We start from the raw sequence: 24985 nt of genomic DNA, 5'->3' as shown, positions 1-24985 counted from the left end.
AGCTTTCTGCAAAACTAAAATAAATATGCTTTATCAGGTAAGAGATTTTATTTGTCGATTTTTTCTACAATTTACAGTATTTATTGGATTTATTTAACTTCAAATGTTTATCTTTCGTGCCTGAAAATTTATAATTGTATACTTAACACTTAATTCTCTTTTAACACCAATGCCACAACAACTCACTACGTTAGATTACATTGTCTTTCTAATTTATTTCTTCGTTGTAGCTGGATATGGCTACTGGATTTATCAACGCAAAAAAAGCACAGAGGCTAGTTCCACTGATTTTTTTCTGGCTGAAGGTTCTCTTACCTGGTGGGCGATCGGTGCCTCATTGATTGCATCCAATATTTCTGCTGAACAATTTATTGGTATGTCTGGAGACGGCTTTCGTATGGGGCTTGGTATTTCAACTTACGAATGGATGGCCGCAGCAACACTGGTGGTAGTTGCGACATTCTTTATGCCTATCTATTTAAAGAATAAAATATTCACAATGCCTCAGTTTTTGCGTCAGCGATACAATGAGACTGTGAGTACAACTATGGCAATCTTCTGGTTGCTGTTATATATCATTGTTAACCTTACTTCCATCTTATATATGGGAGCCTTAGCCATCAATACAATCTCTGGAATCAATTTCTGGTTTTGTATGATTGCACTGGCTGTATTTGCTGTAATCATTACATTGGGTGGTATGAAGGTAATTGGATTTACAGACGTAATACAGGTATTCTTTCTGATATTGGGTGGATTAGCGACTACCTACCTGGCATTGAACCTGGTATCTGATAAATTCAATACAACCGGTGTAATGAATGGACTTACTTCGATGATGCAGCAAGCGGATGATCACTTCCATATGGTTTTCAAAAAGGATAACCCTAATTATCTTGACCTTCCCGGATTGACCATTATGATTGGTGGTATGTGGATTGTGAACCTGAATTATTGGGGATGTAATCAGTATATCACACAGCGAGCTTTGGGGGCTGACTTGCCTACTGCAAGAAATGGAATTTTATTTGCAGCGTTCCTGAAGCTGATGATGCCTATTATCGTTGTATTACCTGGAATTGCTGCTTATGTATTGTATCAAAATGGCGAATTCCATCAGGAAATGACTGTAGATGGTGCAGTTCGTGCCGACCGTGCCTATCCTGTATTATTGAACTTATTACCTACCGGATTAAAGGGATTGTCATTCGCTGCATTAACTGCTGCTATTGTGGCATCACTGGCAGGTAAAGCAAACTCTATTTCTACAATCTTTACATTGGATATTTATAAAAAATATATCAACAAAGAGGCTGATGAGAAAACATTAGTGTCAACCGGGCGTCTGGTCGTAGTGGTAGCAATGGTAATCGCTATTGCTATTTCTGATTTCCTAGGTATAGAAAAAGGTGGTTTTAAGTTTATTCAGGAATATACAGGCTTTTTCTCTCCAGGGATTTTTGCTACATTCCTTCTTGGATTTTTCTGGAAGCGTACTACATCTGCAGCGGCTTTGTTTGCGATTGTAGGAGGTTTTATTTTATCTATCATTTTCAAGTTTTTGCCAGGTTGGATGGATTTGTCTTTCCTGAGCCCAATGGGATTTGCTGTCGTTAACCCGGAATCTGGCCTGTATGAAATTCCATTCCTGGATCGAATGGGCTTTGTATTTTTAATCTGTGTATTGGGTATGATTATTCTCTCATTATCAGACCCTAAAAGCAAAAACAATCCCAAAGGTCTTCAAATTGACCCTAAGATGTTCCGTGTATCCGGAAGCTTTGCCATTGGAGCCGCAACAGTTGTTCTTATCTTAATAGTATTGTATAGCCGGTATTGGTAATATACTATATATCGGGGTTTTATGAAGCCGTAGGGATTTCCTTACGGCTTTTTGATTTTTCATCTTGTGCATAGCTCTATTCAATCAGCAGTTTGTGGTGAATTCCGATCGGATTTTGTTTGTGTGGTGAACTATGCGCAAGATGAAAAAGTGATCGGAGTTCTGATCAAAAAAAGTTTTGACGTGAGTTATGCGCAAACAAAAAAATGACCGGAACTCTGATCAAAATAAAAAGTGATTGGAGTTGTATGTAATCTCTTCATTACTTAAACAGATTGACTTATCTTTTCAAAAAAAGTTTTTGCAGCGAATTATGCACAAAACTTAAATTGGAGTGACTCATGTTTTTGATTTCCCCGTCCTTGTTTTACGGTTCAGCCTCCTGCATTTACGCCTCACCTGTATTCGGATTTTACTCAAAAGGTTTATCAATGATCTTTGAATCAGATATTTATACAAACCCATTTGAGAACTATGAAAGGCAATTTTTTTACTCTACTCTTCTTATTGTTTACAGGCAATCTTCTTGCCCAACAATCTACCCAGACTATTCGGGGAAAAATTACAGATGCGGCTTCAAAAATGCCTATAGTAGGAGCTGCTATTATGGTACTAGGCACCAATCCTCCAATTGGTACCAGTTCGGATGCAGATGGTAGCTTCCGCCTTTCAAATGTTAAAGTTGGACGAGCTAGTCTGAAGATAACATTTGTAGGATACGAAGATTTGTTTCTGGCTGATGTGATTGTCAATGCAGGAAAGGAAACCATTCTGGATCTAAGCATGACTGAGAGTCTTCATACATTGAATGAAGTTACAGTGACGTATAAGCGAAGTGAAGATAACAGAGTGACAAATAACGAGATGGTCACTCTCAGCTCTCGACCTTTCAATCCTTCCGAAACACTGAAATATGCAGGTAGTTTAGGCGATCCTTCCCGTATGGCAGCCAATTTTGCAGGCGTAAGTGGTGCCAATGACGCTCGTAATGACATTATTGTAAGGGGAAATTCTCCTTCCTCTGTGCTCTGGCGCTTGGATGGCGTAAATATTCCTAATCCCAATCACTTTAGTTCCTTAGGTACAACAGGTGGTCCTGTGTCTATGTTAAATGCTAACCTTCTGGCTAAATCTGATTTCATGTCGGGGGCTTTTCCTGCTGAGTACGCTAATGCATTAGGTTCAGTGTTTGACCTAAGGCTAAGAAAAGGCAATGATGAAAAAAATGAGTTTTTGCTGCAATCAGGATTTAATGGTTTGGAAGTTGGTGCTGAGGGACCCTATTCGAGAAAGTCAAAAGCTTCTTATCTGATTAACTATCGGTATTCAGCAGTTGCTCTGATGTCCAGTTTAGGGTTTGAGATAGCAGGTACTCCGTACTATCAGGATTTTACATTCAAGACCGATATTCCTGTTGGAAAACGAGGTACACTGACAGCCTGGACAATTGGAGGGAAGAGTCATATAAACTTTTGGGGTAAAGATGTGGATACAGAAGGGGATGCTTACGAAGATGAAAATGAGAATACGCGAGTAAAGTTCTCAACAGGAATAGGTGCCATCTCGTATGAACATCGTTTCTCTGACCGTACCTATGGTAAGCTGACCGTATCTGGTTCACGAACTACTCAAAACTACGAAGGAGACACTGTAATTTATAATGGTGAGAATTCAAAAGATATACTACAAGAAATTCATACCAATACAGCTAGCTTTACAAATGAAAAATTATCAGCCAATGCATACCTAAGTCATAAGCTTAGTGCACGAGATAAAATTTCTGAAGGGATTATTGCAGATCTAAGTCAATTTAATCTTCAGAATAAAGAATTGTATCCTGAAACAAAACAGTTGATTGGTAATAAAGGTAATACGTTGTTATTCCAGGGGTATGCACAGTGGAAGCATCGCTTTAATGAAAAGCTAAGTATGAATACAGGTGCTAGTGTGCTTCATTATCAACTGAATAACAAGACGGCAGTTGAGCCCCGTATCGGCTTTAATTATGCCTTGACTCCTGGTAGTTCTTTAAATATCGCGTATGGTTTACATAGTAATCTGCTGCCTATTTTAGTGTATTTCTATCAGACAAAGCAGACAGATGGTTCGTATACACAAACAAATAAGAATCTGGATTTTACCCGAAGCCACCATTTTGTACTTGGCTATGAACGAAACCTGACACAAAATCTGCATCTGAAAGTAGAAGCTTATTACCAGTCATTATATGATGTGCCTGTAGAGCAGAGACCGAGTTATTATTCAATCTTGACAGAAGGCGCAAACTTTAATCCAATTAGTGTAGATAGTCTGGTTAATAAAGGCACTGGCCAGAATTATGGCTTAGAAGTTACGTTGGAAAAGTACTTCTCTAAGAATTATTACTTTTTGGTTACAGGATCATTCTTTGATTCCAAATACAAAGGAAGTGATGCTATTGAACGTAACTCTCCTTTCAATAACAAATATGTGGTCAATTTGTTGGCAGGTAAAGAATTCCATATTGGGAAGAAAGATAATGTGCTATCCATAAACTGGAAACTAACTACTACTGGCGGAAGATATATTCAGGTAATAGACATGGCTCGTTCGGCAGAAATGAATACTACTATATTTGATGACAGTCAAGCTTATACCAAACAACAAAGTGCCTATTTTCGGACAGACCTAAAAATCGGTTATAAAATGAACCGCAAGCATTCTACACACGAACTGGCAATAGACCTACAGAATATAACCAATAATCAGAATATATTCCAGCAGGCTTATAATCCCCGAACTAATCGTATTGGAACAGCCTATCAGCAAGGCTTCCTTCCTATTCCATACTATAAGTTGACATTTTAATTAGTTATACTATGAACACTATCAAAACAATTGCTGCAATCGGGGCTAATGGGTATTTGCTATTCTGGTGGTTAAGGAGTTAGTAAATAAGGGTTTTCATGTAAGAACAGTTGTGCACAACCCTGCCAAAGCACAGATGGTTCTGCCTCCTGATATAGAAATTATTCAGACAGAACTGACAGATGTTGTAGACATTTGAAGTATTTGGGGCCGTTATTTGATTACTTCGAGAATAGCCCCGAAAACTTTTATGCACAAGAATCCTGGAAGGATTTAGGTAACCCAGAAATAACGGCTGAAGAGTTTGGGCTCAGAATGAAGGGAGAATATGCTCTGGCTTAGATACAATCCATGTATCAAGAAATCAGGTAGTTTTTGTAATTTACAGAACAATTGATCTAATCTGAAGTAATCAACTAATAAATGGCAACAGAGAAAGTAATCATAGATGATATGAAGTATCGATGGGTCGGCGTCCCATTGATTGGATTGGTTATGCATTTTTTCTCACATGATACAAGAGGCGTTTCTTGGTTAAGTATTGATTTTCTACAAGGTTGGCTTACTGCTTGTTCATTTACGTTTTTATATTGGGTTGGGAACGCATGGATTTGGAAGAAACTTACACATAAGTTTCCACATTACTCACAAACCCGGAAACGACTGCTTTTGCTTGCGCTGTATAGTTTGCTGTACAGTATTATCGTGCCTGGCATACTGGATGTGATACTTATGTATTTTACAGATCTTTCATGTACCTATGATTCATTTATGGGAAGTTGCCTGGTTGGGTTAATACCTACATTTCTGTGTCTGCTGATTTATGAAAGTGTATTCTTTTTTGAGTCCTGGAAAGCGAATGTAAAAAAGACAGAAGCATCGGCGCGCGAAAATGTGCAGTCACAATTGGAAACACTAAAAAACCAGCTGGACCCACATTTTTTATTTAACAGTTTGAATACATTAGCCTCTCTGATTGATGATGAGAATGCACCAGCTCAGGAATATCTGGAACGTCTCGCAGATGTGTACAGATATGTTTTGGTAAGCCGGGAAAAAAATACGGTAACATTGGAAGAGGAAATGAATTTCCTGGATGCCTACATCTATCTTAATAAAGTTCGTTTTCGGGAAAATCTGAAAGTGGAGAAAAAAATCTCTTCCAACGCTTACCAACAACAGGTGGCGCCTTTGAGTATACAAATGCTGGTAGAAAATGCTATCAAACACAATATAGTTTCCAAAGACAAGCCTCTTACTATAAAGATATCACAAGAAGATGGTAACTATCTGGCTATAGAAAATAATGTTCAGGAAAAGATAACTTTTGAAAAATCTACTAAGGTAGGATTACAGAATATTATTAATCGTTATAGCTTGCTTACAGACAAACAAGTTAATATACACAAAAGTCCGGATCTTTTTACTGTTCGGATTCCTTTGTTACAAGCCATATGAAAACCCTTATTATTGAAGACGAATACCCAGCTGCAGAACGGCTCGAGAAAATGATTCACAAAGCAGATGCTGATATTCAGATTATAGGTGTACTGGATAGTATTGCTGCTGCCGGAAATTGGTTTTCTGTAAATCCGTTACCAGACCTGATATTTTCAGATATTCAACTTTCAGACGGACTTAGCTTTCATATATTTGAATTGTTCTCTGTAAAGGCTCCTATCATTTTTACTACTTCCTATGATGAATATGCTATCAAGGCTTTTAAAGTCAAAAGCATCGATTATTTACTGAAGCCAATCAAGCAACAGGAGTTAGAAGATGCATTAGCAAAATTCAAAGAAATGCAAAATGTATTTTCTCCTTCTGACTATGCACTTCGAATAGAATCATTGCTGGATAATCTGCACACTTCCGGAAAAAAGTATAAGAATCGTTTTTTGGTCAAACAACATGATCAGTTGATTCCCATAGCTCAGGAAGAAATTGCCTATTTTTTGACGGCTAACGAGATGGTTTGTCTTATACGCAAAGACGGCCGACAATTTTTAGTAGACTATACATTGGAAGAGTTAGACAAGTTACTAGACCCGCAACATTTTTTTCGCCTCAACAGACAGTTTATTGCGTCACTGTCATCTATCACCCGCATTCATACCTATTTTAATGGAAAGTTAAAGTTGGAGCTAAAGCCCGAGGCCTCTCAGGAAGTATTAGTTAGTAGAGAAAAGGCTCAATTGTTTAAAGACTGGATGGAAAGCTAAATATCAGAATCAGCGTGGTTACTTATTCATTGAAAAAATAATTCATAGAAAGCTTACAGAAAGCTACAAAAGATCCGTTAAAGAATAGAAATCTTTATTACCAAACTATTCTGTCTCTATACTATGAGGTTTTCAACTCTTGAAAAATCATTTATGGCAGCTATTGCCATTGCTGTTCCTTTATTTGTTGTTGCCTCCCGCTTACAGAATCATCAATTTCAGAAGGCTGCTCTTATGGCCAAGAAAGTTGTAGTAGCCACACGGGTAGATTCCAGTACAATAGTTATTACACCCAAAGGTGACTATGCCAGACAAAAGCAGGAGGTATCAGCAGCTCAATCACGGTTAAAACGGCTTTATTTACAGGCAAATACACAAGTCGAAAAAAAGAAAGTGCTGGACTCTGCCGGACGTTATCTGACAAACGCAATTGTGAACCAGTTAGTCCCACACTGGTATGGTACTCCCTGGAGTTTTGAGGGATATACTGAAACACCCAAAAAAGGTGAAATTGCCTGTGGGTATTTTGTCTCTACAGTACTGAACCATGCCGGGCTAAAAATAAATCGATTCAAGATGGCTCAACAAGCCCCTGATAGTGAAATAAAAACCCTACATCAACAACCTATCGGAATTTTCTTCAATGCAGAAAGTGTATCTGCTTTTCAAGATTCTGTAAGAACTCTCCTCAAAGAAGGATTATATATTTTTGGTCTCTCCAATCATGTTGGATTCTTGTTGCATCAAAAAGGACAGGTATATTTTATTCATTCCAGCGGATATTTCCCCGACTATAAGGTAGTTATTGAACATGCATCGAATAGCCCTGTTTTATATTACCCCCAAGATTGTAGGCTAGGAGAGATCACTCCTAATGAAAAGTTGGTAAAGCAATGGTTATTAGGAGAAACAGTGGTAGTACAGCAATAGGTTGAAAAGTATTAGATCTCTGATTACTCCTGAAGAAAAGGGAAATTTTGATTAGAGATACAGATAGACACAAGTAAATGGATTTCTGATCAGAAGATGTTTTAACCAGAGTTTTGATCATGTGGGAAAGAATATCAAAATATTGATCATATTTTACAATTATCAGAATTCTGATTGTCCCACAAAAGTAGCAGAACTCTGATAATCGTTTTATTTGAACTAAACTCTGGTTCTTTTATTATTTGGATTTTCTTTAATGCACAGTATTAGGCTTCTGCCGCAAAAAATATTGTTAATAAGTAGTGAAAGCGAAGCTAATCAGATTTGCTCCCATACGTAAAGCCTGCTGGCGTTTATCTTCCGGATCATTATAGACAGATTGATCCTCCCAGCCATTTCCAAGATCACATTCATAACTATAAAAGCAGACAAGGCGGCCCTGATAAAAAATTCCAAATCCCTGAGGTGACTTGCCATCATGTTCGTGTACCTTAGGCAGTCCCTTAGAGAACTCAAAACGCTGATGATAAACCGGATGATTGAACGGGATCTCAACAAAGTTAAGTTCTGGAAATACCTTTTTCATTTCCAATCGTATAAACTTATCCAGGCCATAGTTGTCGTCAATATGTAAAAAGCCACCTGAAATAAGGTATTTACGAAGGTTTTTAGCTTCTGCATCTGAAAATACCACATTGCCATGACCTGTCATATGGACAAATGGATAAGAAAATAATTCCGCACTACCTACTTCTACCACCTCTTCCTCAGGAGCCAGATTTAATTTCAGGTTTTGATTGCAGAAAGTAATCAGGTTCGGTAAGGATGTTTTGTTGGAATACCAGTCACCACCTCCATTATATTTCAACTTAGCGATTTTTAGTACAGGTTGTTGTGCTGCCAGGTGAAGTGTAAACAAAAGCAGGCAGAAGGCGAAAACATGTTTATAGTGAGTATATCTCATATAATTACTTTTGATTAATAATGTTTAGAATATGGCAAGCCGCCATTGCTGCTGTCTCCGTACGTAAGCGACTTTCTCCTAAACTTACAGGAATAAAGCCCTGTTGTTGTGCCATTCCTACCTCTCTGGGCGAAAAATCACCTTCTGGTCCGATCAGGATACAGTATCGTTGATTGGGTTTGGCTATTTCCGAAAGATAGTATTTTTTCTGTTCATCCAGATAGCCTATAAACTTCTGATCCCAGAGGTCTGTTTTAGTAACGAATTTTTCAAAAGGAATGATATCCTGTATTTCGGGTAATTGTGCTTTCAGAGATTGTTTCATCGCAGAAATGCAAATTTTTTCCAGTCGATCTGTTTTGACATGCTTTCGTTCAGAATGATCACACTGAATAAAGCTAATTGTATCAACGCCCAGTTCCACACATTTCTCGACCAGCCATTCTGTTCTGTCTGGATTTTTGGTGGGTGCTACTGCCACTTGGATAAAATAGTCCCGTTTTCCATAATGCGACTGATGTTGCATTATCTGGAAACGAGGTTTTTTTAAATCAGATGAGACAATTTTAGTAGTATATAAGTTGCCTTTCCCATCTGTTACATGTATGAGCTCGCCAGTCTCTAACCGTAATACCTTTAAGGCATGACGCGTTTCTTCTTCTGGTAATAAGGGCGAATCTGTTGTAAAATCAGGTGCGTAAAAAAGTAACACAGGCGCTTAAATATTTGTTGTTTACCTGTCCAAAGGTACAATTTTCATACAAGAAAGCTATTTTTGAAAAAGCTGAGAGTAGTTTATAATGTATTACATTAGCTCTAATCCTGGATCCCAGAATACTTTTTTGAAATTCTGCACCTGATTATCTTTTACCTCAATGCCCTCAGCTTCCAGTAGAGATTGCATTCTGTCTGGCTTTCCAAAAAAGTGCAGGCCTGTCAGGACGCCTTTATGATTGACAACCCTATGTGCAGGCACATCATCAATTGAATGAGCTGCATTCATAGCCCAGCCTACCATTCGTGCCGAACGTTTGGCCCCCAAATATTCTGCGATAGCGCCATATGTAGTCACCCTGCCAACTGGTACTAATCGCACTACCTCATATACATAATCAAAGAAATTCTTCTTCTTATCTTGTATGTCCATTTTGATTCGTATTTTGATTAAGCAAAAATCTTTCAGAGACTTTGTAAATGATCACAATTTAACCAATAAATAATATGCCTGGATTTGAATCTCCAAAATTCATTTGCACTTTCACAAATTCGCCTGTTCTTTAACAACTTCATCCTTCTATGCAATCATCCCGTTTCTGGCAAACTACTACAGCAGTTGGTCTTTTTATTGGATATAGTGGTTATTATCTTTGTAGGTCTAATCTGGCAGTAGCTACTCCTTTGATTATACAGGAATTTGGAGATCAGGGCATTGACAAAGAAATGATGGGCAAAATAGCTTCGGCTGGGGTGATTGCCTATGCTATTGGAAAGGTAATCAATGGATTGATAGGAGATGCAATAGGGGGAAAGCGTGTTTTCTTATTGGGAATGATTGCCTCTGTGCTAGCCACCATTTTATTTGGCTTAGGAGGAGTTCTGGTTTTTTTTGTGGCTGTAGTATTTAATCGGGCTGTGCAATCAATGGGATGGGGTGGATTAGTTAAAATTACAGCACACTGGTTTTCTTATCGTAATTATGGGAAAGTTATGGGCTTATTAAGCCTGAGCTATTTATTTGGAGATATTGTCGCCAAATTATGGCTGGGCCAGTTAATCCGGTGGGGGCTAACCTGGCAGGAGTTATTTTTTGTGGCAGGAGGGACCTTGTTTCTCATTGCGCTATTTTGTCTGTGGGCTGTCAAAAATGATCCGGAGAGTATGGGGTTTGATGCTCCGGAAATTAACCCAAATAGTTTGTTGAAGGAAGATAGTAATGAACAAAAAGCTTCGTTGGGAGAAATTCTTCGGACCTATTTTAGTAGTCTCTCTTTTATCCTGCTTCTGATTATGTCATTTGGCCTGACTGCTATTCGGGAAGCTTTTAACTTCTGGTTGCCTACCTATTTGTTTGAAGTTGCTGACTTATCAGAAGGCGCAGCTTCCCAATTCAGTTCTTTATATCCTGTATTTGGTATGGTATCTATACTTGCAGCAGGTTTTTTGTCAGATTCTGCATTGCGAGGTAAACGGAGTATTCTAATCCTGCTAGGATGTGTACCTATGACATTTGTCCTTATTTTGATGGCTGCTGATTTGAAAGGACAGATTATTCCTTTGATTCTTTCTTCTTTAATAGGCTTATTACTGCTTGGGCCATACTCTTTTCTGGCAGGAGCCATGTCTATGGATCTGGGCGGACGCAAAGGCTCTGCAACTGCCGTTGGACTGGTAGACGGAGTAGGCTATCTGGGAGGAACGCTTTCGGTTTGGCTTACAGGACGTCTGGCTCAATACAATGGTTGGAATAGTGCCTTTTGGGTGCTTGCTGTTATTACAGCATTAACAGCTATTGCTGCTGGTATTTTTTACTGGACTCAGGAACGCCAGAAGGAAGAAATGCAGGTTTACTAATAGAAAAAGATACTATTGTTAATATATAAATAGAGGTTGATTCTCACAAAGTAGGTACTAATTTATTTAACAGGATTTTTAGCTATCAGCGGAGAGATGTTTATCTTTTACCATTAGTAGGAATAATGTTCTGTGACTTAGTGGGGAATAAAAAAAGCTCTCAGAATATCTGAAAGCTTAATTATTGTCAAGATGATTATCAATGTTTTTGTGTAATTATTTGATAGACAGTGTGTTTTGTGGTCTCGCCGGGAATCGAACCCAGATCAAAAGTTTAGGAAACTTCTATTCTATCCGTTGAACTACGAGACCTGAAAAGGTGATTAATTCACTTTTCGAACCACAAATGTGAAAAAATTATTCGTTTTCAGCAACAGTTTCCCAATCCTTCCACATGGCTGCATTTTCAGGCATCCAGTTAGGATAAATTAGAAAGTGTTTTTCTTTTACCTTTTCCAATAATATTGTTCTCAACTCTTCCAGATTTTCTTTTTTCTCAGCTGAAATAAAAACAACATTTTCAGTATTCTTTTTGAGATAAGTTTGCTTTAATTTTTCAATACTTGCCTCCATACTTGTTTCTACATCTTCTACCCCTTCTTCTATTTCTGGTTTATACAAGTCTAATTTGTTAAAGACCAAAACCATAGGTTTATCAGCAGCTCCGATTTCTGCTAGTGTAGTATTTACCACCTCAATATGATCTTCAAAAGAAGGATGAGAAATATCAACAACATGTAAGAGAATATCAGCTTCCCGCACTTCATCCAATGTTGATTTAAACGATTCTATAAGTGTAGTTGGTAGTTTACGTATAAACCCAACAGTATCTGTGAGCAAAAATGGGAAACCATCTTGCACCACCTTCCGCACAGTTGAGTCTACTGTTGCAAATAACTTATTCTCAGCAAAAACATCAGCTTTGGCTAATCGACGCATTAATGTCGATTTACCAACATTAGTGTATCCTACCAATGCTACTCGTACAATCTGACTTCTGGATTTCCGACGCGTATGGCTTTGTTTGTCTATTTCTTTCAGTTTTTCCCGTAATAAAGAAATTCTATCCCGAATGATCCGTCGGTCAGTTTCTATCTCTTTCTCCCCTGCACCACCACGAGTTCCTGTTCCTCCTCGCTGTCTTTCAAGGTGAGTCCACATACGGGTAAGACGCGGCAGGAGATATTGATAGCGAGCCATTTCTACCTGAGTTCTGGCTTGTGTCGTTTGCGCCCTCTGAAGAAAAATATCCAGAATTAATAGACTTCTGTCATAAATCTGGCAAGCCAGTACCTTTTCCAGGTTTCTCAGTTGAGATGGAGTTAAATCATCATCAAAGATAACTATATCAACCTGTTTGTCTTTAACAAAGGCCTCTATATCCTCTAGTTTCCCCTTTCCAACAAAAGTTCTTGTATCTGGTCTATCTAATTTTTGTACAAATCTTCCAATTGTTTCTACACCTAGTGTTGTTGCCAGAAAAGCAAGTTCTTCCAGGTATTCATTTGTTTTGTCGACAGACTGCTTAGCCGATGTTAATGCAACCAAGATAGCTTTTTTTACTATCGGAGCAGTGTCAAACATTGGTTTCTTCTTTTGCATTTAATTGTTTTTCAGTTGTTTGCGATGTTTTTATTGTAAATAAAAAACTTGTTACAGTCTTTTATCGTATTGATAATATACAACATTGATACTGTTATACTTATACTTGTAATATATTGAATCAAAAAGTTTATTAAAACAATAACAGACTAATTGTGCTCATTGGATTTATCACTAATTTGCGGCTTAATTACTTTGATGGCAGATGCGTATCGCAATAGTTATTAATACAGCTTGGAATATTTATAACTTTAGATTGGGACTAATTCGTTCCTTCTTAGATAAAAATTATGAAGTACATACCATTGCTCCTGCTGATGGGTATGAAAAGCATCTGATACAAGAAGGTTGTAAATACCATTTTGTTAATTTGGAAAATAAAGGAACCAATCCTCGCAAGGATATTGCTTATATCTATCAGTTATATAAGCTGTATAAGAAAATTCGTCCTGATGTTATTCTGCATTTTACTATTAAGCCTAATTTATATGGTACTATAGCCGCAAAGCTATCAGGTATTCCTGTAATTAACAATGTTTCCGGACTTGGTACAGTGTTTTTACGTGAGAGTAGATCCAGTAAAATCGCAAGAGAGTTATATAAATATGTTTTTAAATTTCCAGATAAAGTATTTTTTCAGAATTCAGATGATTTAAAATATTTTATTGATAAGGGATTGGTTAATCAAAAAATTACAGATCTTCTTCCTGGTTCGGGAGTTAATATACAGAAGTTTCAGCCAGAAGAATTTAAGCGTAATGCAAAGTTTACATTTCTGCTTGCGGCCAGACTGATTCAGGATAAAGGTATTCATGAATATGCTGATGCTGCCCGTATTGTTCTACAGACATATCCGGATATTCGGTTTTTACTAGTTGGATTTAAAGATGACAGTCCGTTTGGGGTTAAAGAACTTACTCTTCAAAATTGGATCAATCAGGGCGTCTTGGAATATCTGGGACCAACAGATGATATACAATCTGTATTCAGGCTAGCAGATTGTATTGTGTTACCATCCTACAGAGAGGGAACTCCTCGAAGTTTATTGGAAGCTGCTGCAATGGCAAAGCCAATTATTGCCACTAATGTGCCTGGTTGTATAGAAGTGGTAGATGATCAAATTAACGGATTCTTATGTGAGGCGAGAAATAGTAAAGACCTTGCAGAAAAGATGATAGCAATGCTTTCTTTGGCTGATGCTGATTTACATCAAATGGGGCAGGCAAGCCGGCAGAAGATAGAGAAAAAATTTGATGAAAACTTCGTTATTCAGAAGTATCAGGCCTCTATTGAAGAGCTAGTATTAGTATCTTCTTCAAAGTCATATGCTTCTACCATTGTTGCTTGGTAGAAAACAGAATAGAATTGACAAAATTATATGCTTTATGAAAAATATATATAGTTTTGTTTATTAAACAAAGAATTATGCAATTTAGACACACCTTTCTTTCGGGCTTAATTGAAATTATCCCTCCGATATTTAAGGATGAACGTGGATTTTTCTTCGAATCTTATCAGAAGAAACGTTTCTCAGATAATGGAATTCCATTTGATTTTGTTCAGGACAATCAATCATTCTCAAAGAAAGGCGTATTAAGAGGATTACATTTTCAGAAAGCACCTTTCGCGCAGGGAAAGTTAGTTAGAGTAATAATAGGTAAGGCGTTGGATGTAGCTGTTGATATACGGGTGGATTCTCCTACTTTTGGCCAATATGAGACTTTTTTGTTAGATAGTGAACTCAATAATATGGTTTATATTCCGGAAGGATTCGCGCATGGATTTTTAGCTTTAGAAGATACTATTTTACAATATAAATGTACTAATCTTTACAATAAAGAAGCAGAAGGGGGAATCATATGGAATGATCCAATGCTAAATATATCTTGGGGAATTTCAAATCCAGTTGTTTCAGAGAAAGATATTCAATTACCTAAATTAGAATCAATAAAAACTATGTAGTTAAAATCCATACATGTTTTCCTTTAGTCATTTTTGTAATAAATAATATATTTTGACTTATTCAGAATGCGTAAACTTCTCTTTTTATTTTTCTTACTTTCATTCTTTGGCTGTCGTTCTTACAGGCAAAATATTATGTTGCAAACCGAATCTGAAAGACTTCCCAAAGGATTAGTGCAGGCTGCAGCTGGTATAGAAAAACTTGAGAAGAATTATCTTATTCAAAAATCAGATCTGCTTGAGATAAAACTTTATAGCAACAAAGGTGAAAGTTTAATAGATGTTAATATTCCTAAACCTGGAGCAGTTGCCGGTACTGCAACAACAGCTGCTACCACCACAATACCTAATTTTCTTGTAGAATCAGATGGTATGGTGAGACTACCACAGGTTGGCGCAATCAAACTTGAAGGATATACTATACGACAGGCTGATAGTTTATTATCTGTTGCATATAATAACTATTATGTAGATCCTTTTGTAAATGTTAAATTTGCTAATAAACGCGTTATTGTATTAGGTGCTACAAGAAACGCAGTAGTGCCTCTTACAAATGAAAATATAAATCTATTAGAGGTATTAGCTCTTAGCGGAGGTATTAATGAAAATGCTAAAGCTGGAAATATTCGTTTAATTAGAGGTGATTTGAAAGATCCTGAAGTACATTTGATCAATCTATCTACCATTGAGGGAATGACTAAAGCAAATTTAATAGTACAACCTAATGATATTATCTATATTGAACCTGTAAAACGCCCTCTTCGTGAGATCGCATCTGATATTGCACCAATCCTTAGCATCATAGGAAGTGTAGTTAGTTTAATTTCAATTGTGTTAGTTTTGAGAAATCAAAATAGATAAATTCTTATCGGAACCTAATTTAACTGTGAAAGTGGTAGTGTTATGAAAGCAGAAGATTTGACCAATTCGGGGACAGATGTCAATGAGGAGCAGGAAGACCTGCTTGCTGGTATTGATTTTGGGAAGATCTGGAGTATAATTCAAAAAAGTTGGTTCTGGCTACTTCTATTGCCTTTCTTATGCCTGTTAGGTGGCTATCTGTTTTTACGATATACAACTCCCATTTATGAATCTGCCTCTAATCTGAAACTGGAAATCAGGCAAGAGGCTACTGATTTGGGACTCCCAATGCTAAATCCTGCTGGAGAGTCTGCTACAAATATCTCAGGTGAGATCGAATTAATACGTTCCAGTATTATTTATGATGAGGTAATTAAGCAAATGGATTTGGGTGTGAGTTATTATGCTTATGGACGTAGTCGTATTAAAAATGAAGAGCGATATGGCGGTGCACCTATAAAAGTAAGCTATGAGATTAATAATCCGTTAGTATATAATATCCCATTTGATATTACAATCCTCAATAAAGATTCCTTTACACTTAGTTATACAATTGGAGGAGTAGATTATAGTAGTACCTATACTTTTGGAGTACCTATAAAGACTTCTGCTTTTAATTTCACAATTAATAAAACTCCATATTATCTGGCAGAACGAGATAATGGTGCGTACTATTTTACTATCAATAGCCATGACGCACTAAGTAACTATATTGGAAGCAATCTGCGTGTAGAAGTTGTTAATCCTTCCGCTAATATTATTGGAGTATTTTTTAAGGATGCAAGTATTCGAAAAGCTCAGGATATTGTCAATAAAATAGATACAGTTTATCTGGAGAAGACAAAAGAGTTAAAAAATAAGGCAAATAAACAAAAAATAGAGTTTCTTGATAAACAGATTAATTCAGTAGAAAAAGAACTGGAGGCATATGAAAGCGATCTGGAAAAGTTCGTTATATCAAATAAGTCATCAGATATTACTAAAGAACTTGAGAGGTATTCCGAAAAATTAGATGAATTGACTAAAGTCAAAACAGAACTTCTAACACAAATCTCGATACTAAATTCTTTAAATGAGTCTTTAACCAAGAAAAAAGATGTTTCACCTATTGTTTCATCTCTTCCTTTACTCTCAGATACAGATATTTCAGCATTGATAACAGAGCTTAATAAAATCTCCCAGGATAAAGCTATGTTATCAAAAAGTTATAGGGAAACAACTTATGCTATTCAGTCGAAAGACCTTCAGATTTCAACTACCCGTAATAGTTTAATCTCTCTTATTGGTCAGAAAAAGAAGGTACTAAATGAACGTCTTAGTATATTAAATAACGAAATAGGTACTACAGAAAGCTCATTTGCTGCTTTACCCTCCAAGAGTACAGATTACAATAGAGTAAAACGTCTGAGAGATCTGAAAGAAAAATATCATTTGCTCATGATTGACAAGAAGGCGGAGTTAGGAATTGCAGAAGCTGGAACAAAAGAGGATTTTGTTATTTTAGCTCCTGCAAGCTTACCTTTTATGCCCATTTCACCTAATAAGTGGATTGTTTATGCTAGTTGTTTATTTGCTGGTATTATATTCAATCTGATTCTTATTGGTACCAAATATCTGCTCCATGACACTATTTCCAGCCAGAAAGAATTAGAACATGCCACAGTGGCTCCAGTTTTGGGAGTGATTCCGATATATATGAAGGAGAAGCTGGAAAACTCAAGATTGCTGGTTTATCAAAATCCAAAATCTTCTATTAGTGAAGCATTTCGATCTGTGAGAACCAATCTTGATTTCATGTTTCAGATGCAACAGAAGAAAAGAATTATTACTGTTACTTCTACCATTAGTGGGGAAGGAAAAACATTTGTTTCTTTAAATCTGGCAGGAGTAATTGCCTTATCCAGTGCTAGGGTCGTATTATTGGATCTGGATATGAGAAGACCCAAGGTACATCTAGCCTTTGAAGAAGAGAATTATAATGGGGTGAGTACATTGTTGATTGGGAAACATAGCTTGACAGAATGTATTCGTAAAACTCCTATAGAAAACCTGGATTTTATTGCTGCAGGACCAACACCTCCTAATCCTTCGGAACTTATCTTACGACCAGAGTTTGATAATCTTTTGAAAGAGTTGCACCAATCATATGATGTTATTGTTATAGATACTCCACCGATTGGTCTTGTTACAGATGGGATTCTGGTAATGCGTAAAGCAGACTTACCTATTTATGTATTACGTGCAGACTATTCAAAAAGAGTTTTCGTAAAAAATATTAATAAGTTAATTAAAAACAATAACTTTAGTAAATTAGCAGTCGTACTAAATGCATTCCGGAACCTGAATACGTATGGTTATGGCTATGGGTATGGGTATGGATATAATGAGTATTACGAAAATGATGATGAAGTAAATAAAGGTTTAGATAAATTGAAGGGGTTGTTAGTTAAAAATAAATGATTTCATTTTTTAAAAAGACGGCAAAAGAGGAAAGTGATTACCTGCGATCTGTACCACTGGTAGCAGACATGCACTCGCATGTACTTCCAGGTATAGATGATGGGGCTAAAAATCTTGAGCAGTCATTGGATTTGATCAAAGAGCTTTACGATATGGGATATCGTAAACTTACAGCAACTCCGCACATAATGGGGGATTTTTATAAGAATACCCCGGCAACCATACATGAAAAACTGATAAAAGTACAACTGGCAGTAAATCAAAGAAAATGGAATATTGAAATTAAAGCTGCTGCTGAATATTATCTGGATGAGTGGTTTATGGAAAAATTGCGGAGAGAGGAGCCACTTCTTACATTTGGCGATGGATATGTATTGTTTGAGACTTCCTATATTAACCAACCGGTTCAGTTACAGGAAGCTATATTTTTATTAAAATCACAGAACTATAAACCTGTACTGGCTCACCCTGAACGTTATATTTATCTTCATGACAACTTTGCTAAACTGAAGGAAATATATGAGATGGGAGTATTTCTGCAGATTAACATAAGTTCCTTATCCGGATATTATTCTATTCCTGCTCAAATGGTTGCTGAAAAGCTAATCGACAACCGTATGGTCCATTTTGCAGGAACAGATTGTCATTCGATGAAGCATATTCAGTCTCTTCAAGCAACACAGACAAAGAAGTATTATGCCCGACTTCTTACTCTCGAGCTATTAAATAATACTTTATAGACATTTTTCCGCGTTTTGCTTAGTAAAATGCTATCTTTGACGGAATAAACGTATCTCCACCTTCTGGTGGATTTTTTATTTCGTTCCATGGTCTTTATTACAGGATGTAATGGCTTGTTAGGTAGCTTTATTGCTCGAGAATTCTTAAAAAAAGGATATTCTGTGAGAGCACTACATCGCAAGCAAAGTGATCTGAGTCTGGTGGCAGATATTGCTAGTCAGATTGATTGGGTAGAAGGGGATATATTTGATCTGTCTCTTCTGGAAAAATCTATACAGCATGATGATATTGTGATTCATACTGCTGCTATAGTCTCCTTTTCTCCCCATCGCAAAACTGAGATGTTTCAGACCAATGTGGAAGGTACTACCAATATAGTAAATGTGTGTCTTGAAAAGGATATAAAGAAATTCTGTTTTATTAGCTCTGTTGCTGCTTTAGGTAGAACGAAGAAACAAACCGTCTTGGATGAAAGTACAATGTGGGAAGAGTCCGATCTGAACACAAACTACGCATATACCAAATATCTGGCAGAAGTAGAAGTTTGGAGGGCTTTTTCAGAAGGTTTACCTGCCGTTATAGTCAATCCTTCAGTAGTACTTGGCCCGGGAGAATTGGAAAAGAGTAGTACAAAGTTGTTTCGGTATGTGTTAAATGAAAATAAATTGTATCCGCAAGGTTTTGTTAATTATGTAGATGTACGAGATGTGGCAGAAGCGATTTTTTCCCTGTCAACTGGCAAAATTACAGGAGAAAAGTTTATCTTGAATGCAGGAACGGTAACTTATCGTGAGTTGTTAGAGAAAATAGCAATTCAATTTAATAAACGGCCTCCTGTGTGGCCAGTACGCACCTGGATGGCAGAATTAGGGTGGAGGGCAGAATGGTTTAAAAGCTTGTTTTCTGATAAAGAACCTTTGCTAACACGTGAAACTGCACGAATTGCACAGACACACTATACCTATAAGAATGATAAATTAAAGAATGAACTTCACTTCACATATAGAGAACTAACAGATACAGTAAATTGGACTTGTAAAACTTTGGTCGAGAGAATGAATGAGAAATAGAATAATATAAGACTTTTGCCGTTCAGAATTATAAATATCCCCATTTCTTCATTCTCTTGTTCATATATTTAAATTTTAGAATGGAACCGGACTTTGTAGATAAAGAAGACGAAGGCCACAGCAGTGTTGTCAGGCGTTTTGAAGAAATGCTTCGTAATCAGGAAGCAATATTTTTAGAAGTAGAAGCTTATGAAGAGATTATCCGTGAATACATAGAAAAACATAACTTCCAGAAAGCACTTACTACATGTGATCTGGCATTACAACAATATCCCTATTCAACAGAGATTATGATCCAGAAAGCTCATGCTCTGGCTGATACAGGTGATACAGAGGATGCACTGGATATTTTGGAAAGAGCCATGTTATTTCATCCAAATAACGTTGATATCTCTTTTATGCAGAGTGCGTTGTATGCTTCCTTAGGAGAATTTGAAACTGCACTTGAGATTCTGGAAAAAGTTCTCTCCTGGACAGAGGAGAAAGATGAAGTATATTTTCAGATAGGATGGACTTATCAGCAATGGCATAAATATTCGGAGGCTATTGAGTATTACAAAAAGGCTATTCAGATAAATCCTAATCATGAACAAGCATTATATGAACTTGCTTTCTGCCTTGATGTAACAGGACAACTGGAGGAAAGCCTGGCTTTCTATAAAAACTTCATTGATACTGATCCGTATTCTCATAATGCCTGGTATAATCTGGGAATTGCCTATAGCAAGTTACAGAAATATGAGGATGCTGTTCATGCCTATGAATATGCTACGCTGATCAAAGATGATTTTGCATCTGCCTGGTATAATATGGGAAATGCTCATATGAATTTGGGTAATTTTGAATCTGCAAAACATTGTTATGAGAAGACAATAGCCAACGAAAATCCTAATGCTGACACCTATTGTTGTCTGGGTGCTGCATATGAGGAACTGGAACAATATGAGAAAGCACTTCTTAGCTATCAGAAAGCAATAAAAATAGATCCTCAATGGGATGAAGGATGGTATGGGGTGGGAGTTTGCCTTGATATGCAGGAGAAATGGTTTGAAGCAATTCATTTTTTCAGAAAGGCCATACAGCTGAATGGAGAAATTGCAGATTATTGGCTGGGTGCAGCCCATTCGGAAGCACAGGTGGGTAATATTGTATCAGCATTGGAAGCGTATGAAAATGCAGCCAATCTGGACCCTACAAATCCAGAAGTATGGCTGGAATGGTCTATGTTACACTATGAACAGGGCGATTATCTGAAGGCTATAGATCTGGCAGAAGAAGGAATTGGCGAGTTACCTGAAAATGCAGATCTATATTATTATACCACCGCTTATCTAATTAATGCAGGAAGATATAAAGAAGCATTTCAATATTTGGAAAATGCACTAATTTTGGGGTTTGATCGTCATCCTATGCTTTTTGAATTCTTTCCCGAACTGGAAAAACAAAAAGCTTTATACAGGATCATTGATCAATATCGGCGCTAAGTGCCTTTTATCATTCGGAAATAACAAAGAATTATCTTTTGTGAGACATCTGATAACAAATGATAAATTGCAGGCGCAAAATGTCAAACATAAATTTGCATGAAAAACTACGAACTAAAACACCTTCCTGACAGAACAGAAAAGCCCAGAGATTTTGGCTTAACCATGGCAATGGACAAAGGATTAAGCCTTCGTGAAACTGAAGATTTTATAGAAACCTCCGGAGAATATGTAGATGTTGTGAAATTGGGATGGGCAACTTCTTTTGTTACGCCCAAGTTAAAAGAGAAAATAAATCTATATAAGGAAGCGGGATTACCTGTATACTTTGGCGGAACCTTATTTGAAGCATTTATAATCCGCAATCAGTTTGAAGATTATTTGCGTGTGTTGGATAAGTATGAACTGTCTTATGCAGAAGTATCAGACGGATCTATTGACATGAATCATGATGAAAAATGTGAGTATATCAATAAGCTTGCTCAACGTGCTACTGTTCTATCTGAAGTCGGTTCAAAAGATGATCAGAAAATTATACCGCCTTACAAGTGGATTGCTCTAATGCAGAAAGAATTGGATGCGGGAGCATGGAAAGTAATCGGAGAAGCTCGGGAAAGTGGTAACGTAGGGTTATTCCGATCTACAGGGGAGGTTCGTTCTGGGTTAGTAGAAGAAATTTTGACAAAAATCCCATCCGAAAAAATTCTATGGGAAGCACCACAGAAGGCTCAGCAAGTATGGTTTATTAAGTTGCTGGGTGCTAATGTGAATTTGGGAAATATTGCTCCTAATGAAATTATTCCATTGGAAACGATTCGTTTAGGATTGCGTGGAGATACTTTTATGCATTTTCTGGATATGGAAAAAATTGGCAAATAAGTCAGTAAATAAAACGCCACTATATGTTTAGAGTGGCGTTTTATTTTTTTGATCTAGATTCCTTCAAAGAGAACCGCAGTCTCTTTGTATGCCGGGATGTGGGACTCCCAGTTGAAAGTCTCTTTAATTGTTTTCGAAAATGCCTGAGCAGTATCAGGCTCTCCATGTACAATAAATACTTTCTTTGGCTTTTCCTGGAATGAAGAAAGCCAATGTAAAAGTTCTTTACGATCAGCATGTCCTGAAAGCCCACTAATACTTTCTACCTTACAGTTGACAGGTACCTGATGGCCAAACATACGGATTTCTGGCTCTCCATTTTGTATTTTTCGACCACGTGTCCCTTCCGCCTGATACCCTACCAGTAGTAGAGTGTCATTGGGATTAGGGAGCCGATGATACAGATGATGTACAATTCGTCCGCCTTCACACATACCACTGGATGCAATGATTATCGAATGACTTTCAATTGTATTCAGTTTTTTTGAGTCCTGTGCTTTCTCTATATAATGTAAATCCTTCAAAAAGAAGATATCATTGTCTGACTGATCAAGAGGAAGTTTGTGACTTTCCAGATGTTTAGCATATAACTCTGACACCGTTACGGCCATTGGGCTATCCAGATAAATAGGAAGCGGAGGGATTTTGGATGCTTTTTCCAATTTTTGCAGGTAATGCAAAATAGTTTGTGATCTGCCTACTGCAAAAGAAGGAATGATGATACATCCTTTACGTGCCAGCGTTTCATTGATAACTCGGGCAAGGTTGTCTTCGGGATGATCTGTAGCACTTTCTTTATCCCCATAAGTAGACTCAACAAGCAGTACATCTGCCTCGTTAATTGTAGCTGGGTCAAAAAGAACAGGATTGTCGTAACGACCCAAATCTCCTGAGAAAACGATTTTCTTTGTTTGAGTGTCTCCCTGAATAAACATTTCAATACTGGCAGCCCCCAGAATATGTCCTGCATAGCGGAAATGGATCGAAACTTCAGGATGAAGCTCAATGGTTGTATTAAAGTCATAGCCACGAACCAGAGGCATTACTGCCTCTACATCTTCCACATAATATAACGGTTCTGGCTTTGGATGTTTGGAGTATCCTTTTCTGGTGGCATATTCAGCCTCTTCCTCCTGCAAACGGGCAGAGTCCAGAAGCATTATGCGCATGAGATCTTTAGTGGCTTTGGTACAGATAATTTGTCCTCTGAATCCTTCTCTGTACAGCCGAGGCAGATAGCCAATATGATCAATATGAGCATGAGTAATGACAACAGTGTCAATAGCTGGGACATTGACGGGAAGTGGTTGCCAGTTGCGAAGACGTAGTTCTTTCAAGCCCTGAAACATGCCACAGTCTACTAAAATGTTTCGTTTACCAGCTGTGAGCAAATATTTTGATCCTGTGACGGTGCCTACAGCCCCAAGAAATTGTATTGAGATATCCATGGTTGTTGAGTTACAAAGTGTTTGCAAAATACAACATTTTTGATTTGTGCTACGAAAGTGACCTTATTCATTGCAGTAGCAGGGTGACAGATGCAAAGTGAGCTCTTTATAGCTGTTTCAGAGTGATGAAAGTCACTTCTTTCTAAAAGAATTATCATTCTTCTATTGCAGAGAAATGGCGTATTTAGCTGTCCAATTAGAGAGATACTAATTATCTGAACCCCAGAATTCAACTACATTATATATGGAAACAATACTCATTCCTACAGATTTTTCAGAAGAGGCTACCTATGCCGTGAAGATTGCTACTGCGATTGCCCAGAAGACCAATGCTAGCATCCGATTGCTCCATGTAATTCAATCGGTTTATGCCTATGAGTACAATGAAGGTTCACTGTTGTTGCCTGACAATGCACAAGACAGACTATCCCGCCAGATTATCCAGGCAGAAGAAAAAGCGCTTGCTGTAGTGAAAGGCATTGAGAGACAGGGAGTAAAAGTTGAATATGATGTACAGGTAGGGAGTACTGCCAAACATATCTCTAATATCATTGCCGAAAATTCGGGTGTAGATCTCATTGTTATGGGAACTAAAGGTGATACAGGAGTCCATGAAATGTTTATCGGTTCCCGTACAGAGAAAGTGGTGAGATATGCCACATGCCCTGTCCTTTCTGTGCGAAGTCATTCGGGTGGTTTCCAGTTACGGAATGTAGTACTGGCTACCGATTTCAGTGATGAGATAGAGCCTTTGTTGCAGAAAATCAAAGATTTACAGGATGTATTTGAGTTCTATCTTCATATAGTGTATGTCAATACACCTATCAATTATGATACGACTTTTAATATAGAAGAACGTATGAAGAACTTTCTGGAAAAGTATGAATTGCAGAGTTACCAGACTGTTATTATTAATGAGTATAGTCAGGCTGATGGGATAAACCGATATGCGGAAAGGCTACAGGCAGATATGATTGTGATGGTTACACATGGACGTGTTGGAATGTCTTATATGCTGGATGGAAGCATTGCAGGAGAAGTGGTAAATCATGCTTCTATACCTGTACTAACTTATAATATTCACGAGTAATTTCATTTTAG

Annotated in this window: 20 protein-coding genes and 1 tRNA gene; 15 read left to right on the top strand and 6 right to left on the bottom strand. The window is 37.3% G+C overall.

The genetic code is table 11. From position 1 onward, the window contains the following. The first annotated feature begins 169 nt into the window (after window positions 1–169). The 5 genes from QNI15_RS11440 to QNI15_RS11420 all read left to right on the top strand — a co-directional run bounded on the left by QNI15_RS11440 (window position 170) and on the right by QNI15_RS11420 (window position 7842). Window positions 170–1843, top strand: a complete 1674-nt coding sequence (locus tag QNI15_RS11440) for a sodium/sugar symporter (RefSeq protein WP_314031842.1) — start codon at window positions 170–172, stop codon at window positions 1841–1843. Between the two features lie 474 nt (window positions 1844–2317). Further along, entirely contained in the window at window positions 2318–4690 is a 2373-nt protein-coding gene (locus tag QNI15_RS11435; RefSeq protein WP_314031841.1) for a TonB-dependent receptor, read from the top strand. 423 nt (window positions 4691–5113) lie between these two features. Continuing rightward, window positions 5114–6148, top strand: coding sequence for a sensor histidine kinase (locus tag QNI15_RS11430; protein ID WP_314031840.1), 1035 nt, complete (start codon window positions 5114–5116; stop codon window positions 6146–6148). Then, window positions 6145–6912, top strand: coding sequence for a LytR/AlgR family response regulator transcription factor (locus QNI15_RS11425; RefSeq protein ID WP_314031838.1), 768 nt, complete (start codon window positions 6145–6147; stop codon window positions 6910–6912). The genes QNI15_RS11430 and QNI15_RS11425 overlap by 4 nt, the downstream gene beginning before the upstream one ends. 123 nt (window positions 6913–7035) lie before the next feature. Continuing rightward, window positions 7036–7842 (top strand): hypothetical protein, encoded by an 807-nt coding sequence (locus QNI15_RS11420; RefSeq protein WP_313995496.1) that lies wholly within the window; start codon window positions 7036–7038, stop codon window positions 7840–7842. Window positions 7843–8134: 292 nt separating this feature from the next. Here the strand turns inward: QNI15_RS11420 and QNI15_RS11415 are convergent, their stop codons facing one another. The 3 genes from QNI15_RS11415 to QNI15_RS11405 all read right to left on the bottom strand — a co-directional run bounded on the left by QNI15_RS11415 (window position 8135) and on the right by QNI15_RS11405 (window position 9953). Then, window positions 8135–8806, bottom strand: coding sequence for a DUF4159 domain-containing protein (locus QNI15_RS11415; RefSeq protein WP_313995495.1), 672 nt, complete (start codon window positions 8804–8806; stop codon window positions 8135–8137). Window positions 8807–8810: 4 nt separating this feature from the next. Further along, complete coding sequence (locus tag QNI15_RS11410) at window positions 8811–9518, bottom strand: 16S rRNA (uracil(1498)-N(3))-methyltransferase (RefSeq protein WP_313995493.1); 708 nt, start codon at window positions 9516–9518, stop codon at window positions 8811–8813. Window positions 9519–9611: 93 nt separating this feature from the next. Next, complete coding sequence (locus tag QNI15_RS11405; RefSeq protein WP_313995491.1) at window positions 9612–9953, bottom strand: MGMT family protein; 342 nt, start codon at window positions 9951–9953, stop codon at window positions 9612–9614. A 149-nt stretch (window positions 9954–10102) separates the two neighbouring features. Here QNI15_RS11405 and QNI15_RS11400 point away from each other — a divergent pair, with 149 nt between their 5' ends. Beyond that, window positions 10103–11377 carry an MFS transporter gene (locus QNI15_RS11400; RefSeq protein ID WP_314031836.1) on the top strand — a complete coding sequence of 425 codons (1275 nt, stop codon included), beginning with the start codon at window positions 10103–10105 and terminating at the stop codon, window positions 11375–11377. Window positions 11378–11617: 240 nt separating this feature from the next. Here the strand turns inward: QNI15_RS11400 and QNI15_RS11395 are convergent. Together QNI15_RS11395 and hflX are read right to left on the bottom strand one after the other, a co-directional pair. Beyond that, a tRNA-Arg gene (locus QNI15_RS11395) sits at window positions 11618–11689 on the bottom strand. 45 nt (window positions 11690–11734) lie between these two features. After that, the gene (gene hflX, locus QNI15_RS11390; RefSeq protein WP_313995468.1) at window positions 11735–12979 is read right to left on the bottom strand and encodes a GTPase HflX; all 1245 of its coding nucleotides are present in this window, start codon (window positions 12977–12979) and stop codon (window positions 11735–11737) included. Between the two features lie 205 nt (window positions 12980–13184). Here hflX and QNI15_RS11385 point away from each other — a divergent pair, with 205 nt between their 5' ends. The 8 genes from QNI15_RS11385 (at window position 13185) to QNI15_RS11350 (ending at window position 22436) form a co-directional block, all read left to right on the top strand. Beyond that, the gene (locus tag QNI15_RS11385; protein WP_314031835.1) at window positions 13185–14330 is read left to right on the top strand and encodes a glycosyltransferase family 4 protein; all 1146 of its coding nucleotides are present in this window, start codon (window positions 13185–13187) and stop codon (window positions 14328–14330) included. Between the two features lie 74 nt (window positions 14331–14404). After that, window positions 14405–14941, top strand: coding sequence for a dTDP-4-dehydrorhamnose 3,5-epimerase (gene rfbC, locus QNI15_RS11380; RefSeq protein WP_313995464.1), 537 nt, complete (start codon window positions 14405–14407; stop codon window positions 14939–14941). Between the two features lie 66 nt (window positions 14942–15007). Continuing rightward, on the top strand, window positions 15008–15802 hold the full coding sequence (locus QNI15_RS11375; protein WP_313995462.1) for a polysaccharide biosynthesis/export family protein: 795 nt from the start codon (window positions 15008–15010) through the stop codon (window positions 15800–15802). Between the two features lie 42 nt (window positions 15803–15844). Next, window positions 15845–18262 (top strand): GumC family protein, encoded by a 2418-nt coding sequence (locus QNI15_RS11370; RefSeq protein WP_313995460.1) that lies wholly within the window; start codon window positions 15845–15847, stop codon window positions 18260–18262. Beyond that, complete coding sequence (locus QNI15_RS11365; RefSeq protein ID WP_313977240.1) at window positions 18259–19002, top strand: tyrosine-protein phosphatase; 744 nt, start codon at window positions 18259–18261, stop codon at window positions 19000–19002. Before QNI15_RS11370 ends, QNI15_RS11365 begins: the two co-directional genes overlap by 4 nt. Before the next feature lie 87 nt (window positions 19003–19089). Further along, window positions 19090–20073 (top strand): NAD-dependent epimerase/dehydratase family protein, encoded by a 984-nt coding sequence (locus tag QNI15_RS11360; protein ID WP_313995458.1) that lies wholly within the window; start codon window positions 19090–19092, stop codon window positions 20071–20073. Window positions 20074–20153: 80 nt separating this feature from the next. Next, window positions 20154–21557, top strand: coding sequence for a tetratricopeptide repeat protein (locus tag QNI15_RS11355; protein WP_313995456.1), 1404 nt, complete (start codon window positions 20154–20156; stop codon window positions 21555–21557). Window positions 21558–21656: 99 nt separating this feature from the next. Then, a complete protein-coding gene (locus QNI15_RS11350) occupies window positions 21657–22436 on the top strand; it encodes a phosphosulfolactate synthase (RefSeq protein WP_313977234.1) in 780 nt (259 codons plus the stop codon). A gap of 53 nt (window positions 22437–22489) precedes the next feature. On the opposite strand, the gene QNI15_RS11345 is transcribed toward QNI15_RS11350, so the two are convergent. After that, window positions 22490–23884, bottom strand: a complete 1395-nt coding sequence (locus QNI15_RS11345) for an MBL fold metallo-hydrolase (protein WP_313995454.1) — start codon at window positions 23882–23884, stop codon at window positions 22490–22492. A 244-nt stretch (window positions 23885–24128) separates the two neighbouring features. Here QNI15_RS11345 and QNI15_RS11340 point away from each other — a divergent pair, with 244 nt between their 5' ends. Then, window positions 24129–24974, top strand: a complete 846-nt coding sequence (locus tag QNI15_RS11340; RefSeq protein ID WP_314031833.1) for a universal stress protein — start codon at window positions 24129–24131, stop codon at window positions 24972–24974. Window positions 24975–24985 lie beyond the last annotated feature (11 nt).

Source organism: Xanthocytophaga flava (genome assembly GCF_030068545.1).
Classification (GTDB): domain Bacteria; phylum Bacteroidota; class Bacteroidia; order Cytophagales; family 172606-1; genus Xanthocytophaga; species Xanthocytophaga flava.
Note: the sequence above shows the minus strand (reverse complement) of the source record. Positions and strands in the feature narration are given on the sequence as shown.